Source organism: Streptomyces sp. SD31, from assembly GCF_052068475.1.
GTDB lineage: Bacteria > Actinomycetota > Actinomycetes > Streptomycetales > Streptomycetaceae > Streptomyces.
In genome coordinates this window covers 403,941-412,830 of the sequence record NZ_JBQHCX010000007.1, presented here as the reverse complement: position 1 = coordinate 412,830, position 8,890 = coordinate 403,941, and the positions used below count along the sequence as shown (strand labels likewise).

Here is an 8,890-nt window from a genome sequence, read left to right as displayed (position 1 = left end):
CCTCAGAAAAACGGCCGGTCGTCCGTGCGGGACGACCGGCCGTCGGCGGACGTCAGTCGAGCTGTCCGTCCAGCTGTCCGTCCAATTGCCCGCCGGGTTGTCCTTCGAGTGCCGCCTGCACCAGGTCGTCGACGGACATGTCGTCGATCGAGCCGGTGTCGTCGCTCTCCTCGGCCGAGGACTTGCCGAGGAGGTGCAGCAGCGGTTCCAGTACGCCGATCTCGCGCAGCTGGGTGAGCGGCACCTTGGCCAGGAGGTCGCGGATCTCGGCTTCTTCGCCGTCGGTCTCGGCCGCGTCCTCGGGTACCAGCTGGTCCAGAAGGTGGGTGGCCAGCTCGGCGGGCGAGGGGTGGTCGAAGACCAGCGTGGAGGCGAGGCTCAGGCCGGTCGCCGCGCCCAGACGGTTGCGCAGTTCGACCACGGCGAGCGAGTCGAACCCGAGGTCGCGGAACGGGCGGTCCGCGCGCACCGCGTCGGTGTCGGTCCGGCCCAGTACCTCGGCGGCCTGGGTGCGGACCAGGTCGAGCAGCGCCTCGTGGCGCTTGGCCGGCGCCAGGCCGAGGAGCTGCTCGCGCAGTGCGCCGGAGGGTGCCGCTTCGGGTGCCGCCGTCTCCTGGGGTCCGGCGAGTTCCCGCAGCAGCGGGTTGGGCCGGAAGCCGCCGGAGAAGCGGCCCTTGTCGACGGCCGCGACGACCGCGGTCGCCCCGTCCTCCGCGGCCAGCTGACGCAGGGCCGTGCAGGCGAGTTCGGGGTCCATCGCCGCGATGCCCGCGCGCTGGGCGTTGGCCACGGCGTCCTCGGAGTCGGCCATGCCGCCGCCTCCCCAGGCGCCCCAGGCGATCGAGGTGGCGGCCAGGCCATGGGCCCGGCGCCGTTCGGCGAGCGCGTCCAGCATGGCGTTCGCGGCGGCGTAGTTGGCCTGGCCGGGGCTGCCGACCGCCGACGACGCCGACGAGAACAGCACGAACGCGTCGAGGCCCGAGGTCAGCTCGTCCAGCAGCAGCGCCGGGTCGGCCTTGCTGCGGAACACGTCCCGGAACCGTTCGGGCGTCATCTTGTCGAGGACGCCGTCGTCGAGCACGCCCGCCGTATGGACCACGGCGGTCAGGTCGTCCACCCCGTCCAGGACCGCCTGCAGGGCGGCCCGGTCGGACACGTCGCAGGCGGTGATGGTGACTTCGGCGCCCAAGTCGCGGAGGTCGGTGCGCAGTTCCTCGGCGCCGGGGGCATCGGGGCCGCGCCTGCTGAGGAGCAGCAGGTGGCGGGCGCCCTCGCGGGCGAGGGTGCGGGCGACATGGCCACCGAGCGCGCCGGTGCCGCCGGTGATGAGGACCGTGCCGCGCGGCTCCCAGACGCGGGCCGGCGCGGGGGCGGGCGCGGGGAGGAGCCTGCGGCCGAAGACGCCGCTCGCCCGTACGGCCACCTGGTCCTCGCCGTCGAGTCCGGCGAGGACGGAGGCGAGGCCGCGCAGGATGCGGTCGTCGAGTCCGGCGGATCCGGCGGGTTCGGCGGGCAGGTCGATCAGGCCGCCCCAGCGCTCCGGGTACTCCAGCGCGGCCACCCGGCCCAGGCCCCAGATCGCCGACTGCGTCAGGTCGTCCGGCGCCTCGGCGGCGCTGACGGCCACGGCGCCGCGGGTGACGCACCACAGCGGTGCGGTCAGGCCCGCGTCGCCGAGCGCCTGGATCAGCGCCGCCGTGAGCAGGGTCCCCTGCGGTGTGCCGCCGGGGTCCGAGGGGGCGAGGCCGAGCAGGGAGACCACTCCGGTGAAGCCGGTGCCGAGGGGGGCGAGGGCCTTGGCGATCCGGGCGCGGTCGGGGGTGTCGAGCGCGACGGTGACGACGTCGGCGCCGAGCGCGGCCACGACCCGTGCCGCCCAGGCGTCGTCGCCGGCCGGGGTCACGGCCAGCCAGCGTCCTGTCGGCGTACCGGAGCCGCCGTCCAGCGGCTTCCAGGCGATCCGGTGCCGCCAACTGTCCACGACCGCCAGGTCGTTGTGCTGTCGGCGCCAGTCGAGCAGAGCGGGCAGCACCTGGGAGAGCGCGCCGCCGTCGACGTCGAGCACCTGCTCCAGCGCGCCGAAGTCCTCGCCCTCGACGGCTGCCCAGAACGCGGCGTCGTCGCTGCCGGGCTCGGCGGCCGAACGTGTGGCGGTGCCGGTCATGGTCGAGGGCCAGAACCGCTGGTGCTGGAAGGCGTAGGTGGGCAGGTCGACGCGGTTGCCGCCGCCGAAGAAGCCGGCCCAGTCGACGCGTACGCCGCGGGCGTGGAGCCTGGCGAGCGCGGTGACGGCGGTGGTCTCCTCGTCGCGGTCCTTGCGCAGCAGAGGGATCGCCACCGTGCCGGGGGCGTTGTCCGGGACGAGGCCCGACAGGGTGGCGTCCGGGCCGAGTTCGACCAGGGTCGTGACGCCGCGCTCGGCGAGGGTGCGGACGTTGTCCGCGAAGCGCACGGCCTCGCGCACGTGCCGTACCCAGTACTCGGGGTCGGTCAGGTCTCCCCCGACCACGACCGGGATGGTCGGCGCGGCGAAGGCCAGACCCGTGACGACCTTGCGGAACTCGTCGAGCATCGGGTCCATCAGCGGCGAGTGGAAGGCGTGCGACACTCGCAGCCCGCGGTGCTTCCAGCGGCCCACGACGGCGTCGACCGCCTCCTCGGGACCGGCGACGACCACCGACTCCGGCCCGTTGACCGCGGCGATCGTGACACCGTCGGTGAGGTGCGGCAGGACGGCGTCCTCCGACGCCTGCACCGCGACCATGGTGCCGCCGGCCGGCAGGGCCTGCATGAGCGAGGCCCGCGCCGACACCAGGGTGCACGCGTCCGCCAGGGAGAGCACCCCGGCGACGTGCGCGGCGGCGATCTCACCGATCGAGTGCCCGGCGAGGAAGTCGGGCCGCAGCCCCCACGACTCGGCGAGCCGGTAGAGGGCGACCTCAAGGGCGAAGAGGGCGGGTTGCGCGTTGCCCGTCCGGTTCAGTGCCGCCTCGTCGTCGCCGCGGACGATCTCCCGCAGCGCGGGGTCGAGGAGTTCCGTGACCTCGTCCAGCGCGGCCCGGAACACCGGGAACCGCTCGTACAGTTCGCGGCCCATGCCGAGCCGCTGCGAGCCCTGTCCGGCGAACAGGAAGGCGAGCTTGCCCGCCCGGGCGGCCTCGTCGACGACGACGTGCGGGGTGCGGGCGCCCTCCGACAGTGCGGTGAGGCCGGCCAGCAGGTCGTCCCGGCCGTCGGCGAGGACCACCGCGCGGTGCTCGAAGGCGGCGCGGCCCGTGGCCGCCGAGTAGGCCAGGTCGGCGGGTTCGGCGGTGGATGCGGTGGTGAGCAGGCGGGCGGCCTGGTCGCGCAGCGCTGCGGGGGTACGCCCGGAGACGAGTACCGGCAGCACTCCGGCCGTGCGCTCCACCGGCTTCGTGGGCTCGGGCTCGGCCTGCTCGATGATCACGTGCGCGTTGGTGCCGCTCGCGCCGAACGACGAGACACCCGCCCTGCGCACCCGGCCGGTGTTGGGCCACGGTGTCCGCTCCGACAGCAACTTGACCGTGCCGGCACTCCAGTCGACGTGCGTGGTGGGTTTCTCGGCGTGCAGGGTGCGGGGCAGTTCGCCCGCCCGCATCGCCATGACCATCTTGATCACGCCGGCGACACCGGAGGCGGCCTGGGTGTGGCCGAGGTTGGACTTGACGGCGCCGAGCAGCAGCGGGTTGGCCCGCTCCCGGCCGTAGGCGGCGATCAGCGCTTGGGCCTCGATCGGGTCGCCGAGCTTGGTGCCGGTGCCGTGCGCCTCGACGGCGTCCACGTCGTTCGGGCGCAGTCCTGACGCGGCCAGCGCGTGGTGGATGACCCGCTGCTGGGCGGGGCCGCTGGGTGCGGTCAGGCCGTTGGAGGCGCCGTCGGAGTTGATGGCGCTGCCGCGGACCACGGCGAGGACCTGGTGGCCGTTGCGACGCGCGTCCGACAGCCTCTCCAGTACGAGCATGCCCACGCCCTCGGCCCAGCCGGTGCCGTCGGCGTCGTCGGAGAACGCCTTGCAGCGGCCGTCCTCGGACAGGGCGCCCTGGGCGCTGAACTCGATGAACCCGACCGGCGTCGACATCACGCACACACCGCCGGCCAGCGCCATGGAGCACTCGCCCGCACGCAGCGCCTGCGCGGCCAGGTGCAGGGCGACCAGGGACGAGGAGCACGCGGTGTCGACCGATGCCGTCGGCCCCTGGAGGCCGAAGGTGTAGGCGAGGCGGCCGGACAGCAGCGACGCGGACTGCGCGGTCTGCCACTCCAGGCCGGTCTCCTCCGGGGAGGACCGGTACTCGCCGCTGCCGCCGCCGACGAACACGCCGGTGTCGGTGCCGCGCAGCAGGCCCGGGTCGATGCCCGCGCGCTCCAGTGCCTCCCAGGCCGTCTCCAGCACGAGGCGCTGCTGCGGGTCCATGACGAGGGCCTCGCGCGGCGAGATGGCGAAGAAGTCCGGGTCGAAGTCGGCGACGTCGTACAGGAATCCGCCGCGCCGGGTGGCGCTCTGTCCGGCGGCCAGCGCGGCCAGGTCCCAGCCCCGGTCCGCCGGCATGTCGCCGGTGGCGTCGATGCCGTCGAGCAGCAGCCGCCACAGGTCCTCGGGGCTCGTCACGCCGCCGGGGTAGCGGCAGCCCATGCCGACGATGGCGATGGGCTCGTCGAGGGCCCTGGCCCGTGGGACGAGCACGCCCTCGGCCGGGTCCTCGGTGGTGCCGAGCACCTCGTCGAGCAGATGGGTGGCGAGTTCGCCGGGTGTCGGGTGGTCGAAGACGAGCGTCGCGGGCAGGGTGCGGCCGGTCGCGGCGCCGATCTGGTTGCGCAGGTCGAGCGCGGTGAGCGAGTCGAAGCCCAGGTCGCGGAACGGCACGTCCGGTTCGATCGCGTCGGGCCCGGAGTGGCCGAGCACCACGGCCGCGCGCTCGCGCACCAGCGTGAGGACCTCGCCGTGCCGCTCGTACTCCGGCAGCTCAAGGAGCCGCTGTGCGAGGGCGGAGTCGGGCTCGGCGGCCTCGACGCGGGCCTCGGGCAGGGCGGCGAAGACGGTGCTGGGGCCGAACGCGGGCGCGAACGTCTCCCAGCGCACATCCACCACGGCGACCGTGCTGCGCCCGGCCGCGACCGCGAGCCCGAGCGCGGACAGCGCCTGCCGGGCGGGCATGACCGGCATGCCGCTCAGCCGCAGGTGCGCGGTCATGCTCGGGTCGGTCGTGTCGGCCCACGGGCCCCACGCCACGCACAGTGCCGTACGGCCCCGGTCGCGCCGCCCGCGGGCGAACGCGTCGACCAGCGCGCCGTGCGCGGCCTGCGGCCCCTGCCCCCGCGCGCCCCAGATCCCGGCGACGGACCCGAACACCACGAAGGCGTCCAGCTCCCGGTCGCCGAGCCGTTCGTCGAGGTCGTACAGGACGTCGAGCGGGGTGTCCTCGCCGACGTAGAGGACGGCGTCGGCCCGCTCCAGGTCGTCGAGATCGTGGCTGACGACGACGTCGTCTCCCTCGTCCTCCAGCCACCGCACCACATGCCGTCCCATCGTGCCGTCGGCGCCGACGACGAGGACCGTGCCGCGCGGCGTCCAGGACGGCGCGGTGACGGTCGTACGGGCCAGCCGCCGGGCGTGGACTGCGTCGGCGCGGATCGCGACCTGGTCCTCGCCCTCGGGTATCCGGGCGAACCAGTCGGCGACGGGCTCGGCCAGGTCGACCAGGCCGCCCCAGCGCTCGGGCTGCTCCAGCGCGGCGACCTGTCCCTCGCCCCAGACCGGGGCCAGGGCGGGGCTGCGCAGCGGCTCGTCGCCGACCGCGACCGCGCCCCTGGTGACGCACCACAGCGGCGCCGTGACTCCGGCCTCCGCCAGGTCCGCCAGCAGTTGAGCCGGACCGGTGGGCAGCAGCGAGAGCACCCCGGCGTAGTCGCCGGCCCGCACCTCGTGGGCCACCTCCGCATCCCCGCCGAACGCGGCGACCGCCTCGGCCGCCCACGCGTCGCCCTCCGGCACCAGCGCGAGCCAACGCCCCTGCGGCCCGCCGGTCCCCGCCGCGACCGGGGCCCACGTCACGTCGTACAGCCAGCCGTCCACGGCGGCGCGGGCCGGCTGCGCGGACGAGATGGTGTGCGGCCAGTAGCGCTCACGCTGGAAGGCGTACGTCGGCAGTGCCACGCGGCGGGCGCCGGTGCCCTCGTAGTACCTCTCCCACTCGATGCCGGTGCCCCGCAGGAACAGGTGGCCGAGGGCGAGAGCGAACGCGTCCCGCTCGTCGCGGTCCTTGCGCAGTGCGGGCACGGCGTCCTCGACGAGCGCGGAGAGCACGCCGTCGGGGCCGATCTCCAGGAACGTCGTGGCGCCCTCGGAGCGCAGCGCGGTGACGTGGTCGTGGAAGCGGACGGTTTCGCGGACGTGGCGGACCCAGTACTCCGGGTCGGTCACATCGCCGCTGGTCACGATCGGGATCGTCGGCTCATGGAAGGTGAGCCCGGTGATGGCGGCGCGGAAGTCGTCCAGCATCGGGTCCATCAGCGGCGAGTGGAAGGCGTGGGAGACCTTCAGCCGCTTGGTCCTGCGGTCGGCGAAGTGCTCCGCGATCCGCTCGACTTCGTTCTCGTCGCCCGCGATCACCACGGAGGACGGGCCGTTGACGGCCGCGATGGATACCAACTCGGTGATCTGCGCGGCGACTTCCTCTTCCGTCGCCTCGATGGCCACCATGGCGCCCCCGGTGGGCAACGCCTGCATCAGCGTCGCCCGAGCCGTCACCAGCTTCGCGGCGTCCTCCAGGGCGAGGACACCGGCCACATGGGCCGCCGCGATCTCACCGATGGAATGACCGGCGAGGTGGTCGGGCCGTATGCCCAGCCACTCCGCCAGCCGGTACAACGCGACCTGGAGTGCGAACAGGGCGGGCTGGGTGTGCCGGGTCTGGTTCAGCGCGTCTGCGTCCTCACCCCACATCACCTCCCGCAGCCCCGGCTCCAGGTGTGCCAGTACGTCGTCCAGGGCGTCGGCGAAGACCGGGAACCGCTCGTACAACTCCCGTCCCATACCCAGCCGTTGGGACCCTTGCCCGGAGAACAGCAGTGCCGTTGCGGCGGCCTTGCGGGCGGTGCCGTTGGCGATCTCTGTGCCGTCGACGAGAAGGGCGCGGTGCGGGAAGGCGGTTCGGGTGGTGGCCAGTGAGTAGGCGATGTCGAGCGGGGCGGCGTCCAGCGTCCTGATCCGTTCGATCTGGGCGCGCAGGGCGTGCTCGGACTTCGCGGAGACCAGCCACGGGGTGCCCGGGGCTCGATCCGCGTCGGCCGGGGTCGGGGCCGTGGCGGCGGGGCCCTCCTCCAGGATGACGTGGGCGTTGGTCCCGCTGAGGCCGAACGCCGAGACACCGGACCGGCGCGGATGCCCGTTCTCCGGCCAGTCGACGGAGTCGCCGAGCAGCGACAGCGTGCCCGAGGACCAGTCGACGTGCGAGGTGGGCGCGTCGACGTGCAGCGTCCTGGGCAGCATGCCGTGTCGCATCGCGAGCACCATCTTGATGACGCCGGCGACACCGGCGGCGGCCTGCGCGTGGCCGATGTTCGACTTGACCGAGCCCAGGTAGAGCGGGGCCGGCCGGTCCGTGCCGCCGAACGTGGACAGCAGGGCCTGCGCCTCGATCGGGTCGCCCAGCGTGGTGCCGGTGCCGTGCGCCTCGACGGCGTCGATGTCGGCGGGCGAGAGGCCTGCGTCGGCGAGGGCCTGCCGGATCACGCGCTGCTGGGAGGGGCCGTTGGGCGCGGTGAGGCCGTTGGAGGCGCCGTCCTGGTTGACGGCCGAGCCGCGGACGACGGCAAGGACGTCGTGTCCGTTGGCGACCGCGTCGGACAGCCGCTCCAGGACGAGCAGACCGGCGCCCTCGGACCACGCGGTGCCGTCGGCGGCCTCGGCGAAGGCCTTGCAGCGGCCGTCGGGGGCGAGGCCGCCCTGGGTGGTGAACTCCACGAACGAGTCGGGGCTGGACATGACCGACACGCCGCCCGCGAGGGCGAGCGTGCACTCGCCGCCGCGCAGCGCCTTGGCGGCCCAGTGCAGGGCGACCAGGGAGGAGGAGCAGGCGGTGTCGACGGTGACGGCCGGGCCCTCCAGGCCGAGTACGTAGGACAGCCTGCCGGACATCACCGACGCGGTGTTGCCGGTGGCCAGGTATCCCTGGACCTCGGCGACGGTGTCCTCGGTGGCGCGGCGCAGGACGTTCTCGTAGTCCTGGCCGTTGGTGCCGATGAACACGCCGGTGCTGCTGCCGCGCAGGCGCGAGGGGTCGATGCCCGCCCGCTCCAGGGCCTCCCAGGCGGTCTCCAGGACGAGTCGCTGCTGCGGGTCCATGGACAGGGCCTCGCGCGGCGAGATGCCGAAGAAGCCGGCGTCGAAGTCGGCGACCGCGTCGAGGAATCCGGCCTCCAGGGCGGCGGAGGCGCCGGCGCCGAGGGCGTCGAGGTCCCAGCCGCGGTCGGCGGGGAACGCGCTGACGCCGTCCCGTCCCTCGGCCAGCAGCCGCCACATCTCCTCCGGCGAGCCGACGCCGCCGGGGAAGCGGCAGCCGATGCCGACGATGGCGATCGGGTCGTCGTCGACCGGGGCGGCCGTCACCGCGGGTGCCGAGGTGCCGGACTCGGTCCCTGTCCCGCCCAGTGCTTCGGCGCGCAGGAACTCGGCCAGCTCCGCCGGGGTCGGGTAGTCGTAGAGCAGGGACGCGGGCAGCGTCAGCTCCAGTGCGGCCTGGAGGCGGTTGCGCAGCTCCAGCGTGGTCAGCGAGTCGAAGCCGAGGTCCAGGAAGGCCCGGTCGACGTCGACCTCGGCGGCGTTCGCGTGGCCGAGGACGGCGGCGATCTGGCCGCGTACGAGGTCGAG

Annotated in this window: 1 protein-coding gene (running past one end of the window); it reads right to left on the bottom strand. The window is 74.3% G+C overall.

Annotation, left to right across the window (positions count from 1 at the left end; all coding sequences use genetic code 11):
• Positions 1–52 precede the first annotated feature (52 nt).
• Positions 53–8,890: the 3' end of a type I polyketide synthase gene (locus ACTMVF_RS18065; RefSeq protein ID WP_441272068.1), read on the bottom strand. Its footprint extends 18,195 nt past the window's final position; the window shows 8,838 of its 27,033 coding nt (coding positions 18,196–27,033); the start codon falls outside the window, past its right edge — the gene reads right to left on this strand; it ends in the stop codon at positions 53–55.